Source organism: Mesorhizobium sp. LMG 17147 (assembly GCF_024297145.1).
Classification (GTDB): Bacteria; Pseudomonadota; Alphaproteobacteria; order Rhizobiales; family Rhizobiaceae; genus Mesorhizobium.
Genome location: NZ_JANCTC010000050.1, coordinates 1 through 1473, shown reverse-complemented (window position 1 = coordinate 1473; position 1473 = coordinate 1). Strand labels below are relative to the sequence as shown.

Here is a 1473-nt window from a genome sequence, read left to right as displayed (position 1 = left end):
CCATCCATGCGGCTCGGATCGACACCGGATTCGATGATCGACGAGACAAAGGCGGTGAAGCCCGGAGGCGACCAGCCATCCTCCTGGAAGCGTTCCGGATGGATGAAGGACAGCCCCTTGAAAGCGTGGTCGCGCTCGACCGGGCCGTGCATGTGGACGCCGCAGCCGGTGCAGGCATGGCGCAGGATCAGCGCGCCCGGATCGACCACCTTCAGCTTGTCGCCGTTTTCGGTCACCGTCACGTCGTTTGTACCGGCAACCGCCACGACCGAGAACAGCGCGCCTTGCGGCTTCCAGCATTTGGTGCAGCCGCAGGCATGATTGTGGGCGATCTGGCCCTTGACCTTCACCTTGACCGGGTTGCTGGTGCAGGCGCAGACCAGCGTGCCGCCGGCAAAGTCGGGCTTTTCCCGGGGCAGTCCATTGTCGATTTTAGGGTGCAGTTTTTCCGGCATTTTTGTCTCCTCCCGTGTTGAATATGTGCATTGTCGGCCGCTGGCTGGTTAGCCGGCGGCTTTCTCCTCCTCAGTAAACCACCACGCTCCTGATCGACTTGCCTTCATGCATCAGGTCGAAGCCCTTGTTGATGTCCTCGAGCTTCAGCGTGTGGGTGATCATCGGATCGATCTCGATCTTGCCGGCCATGTACCAGTCGACGATCTTCGGCACGTCGGTGCGGCCGCGCGCGCCGCCGAAGGCGGTGCCCATCCAGGTGCGGCCGGTGACCAGCTGGAACGGCCGCGTCGAGATCTCCTGGCCGGCGCCGGCAACGCCGATGATGACCGACTTGCCCCAGCCGCGATGCGACGCTTCAAGCGCCTGGCGCATGACCTTGGTGTTGCCGGTGCAGTCGAAGGTGTAGTCGGCGCCGCCGATCTGGTCGGCGCCGCGCTTGGTCATGTTGACGAGATGGGCCACGATGTCGCCGTCGATCTCCTTCGGATTGACGAAATGCGTCATGCCGAACTTCTCGCCCCATTGCTTCTTGTCGTTGTTCAGGTCGACGCCGATGATCATGTCGGCGCCGGCCAGGCGCAGGCCCTGGATGACGTTGAGGCCGATGCCGCCGAGGCCGAAGACGACCGCCGTCGCGCCTTGCTCGACCTTGGCCGTGTTGATCACAGCACCGATGCCGGTGGTGACGCCGCAGCCGATGTAGCAGATCTTGTCGAAGGGCGCGTCGGCATTGACCTTGGCCACCGCGATCTCGGGCAGCACGGTGAAGTTGGAAAAGGTCGAGCAGCCCATATAGTGGAACAGCCTGTCCTTGCCGATCGAGAAGCGCGAGGTGCCGTCGGGCATCAGGCCCTGTCCCTGGGTGGCACGGATGGCGGTGCACAGATTGGTCTTGCGCGACAGGCAGGACGGGCACTGCCGGCATTCCGGCGTATAGAGCGGGATGACATGGTCGCCCTTCCTGACCGAGGTGACGCCCTTGCCGATATCGACGACGATGCCGGCGCCCTCATGGCC

The 1473-nt window shown here is 63.6% G+C and carries 2 protein-coding genes; both read right to left on the bottom strand.

Annotation, left to right across the window (positions count from 1 at the left end; translation table 11 throughout):
• Window positions 1-455 (bottom strand): S-(hydroxymethyl)glutathione synthase (gene gfa / locus NMG46_RS29495; RefSeq protein WP_254820778.1); only part of this gene is annotated, 455 nt, incomplete at its 3' end.
• Window positions 456-525: 70 nt separating this feature from the next.
• A partial coding sequence (locus NMG46_RS29490) for a zinc-binding dehydrogenase (protein ID WP_254820777.1) occupies window positions 526-1473 on the bottom strand: 948 nt, incomplete at its 5' end.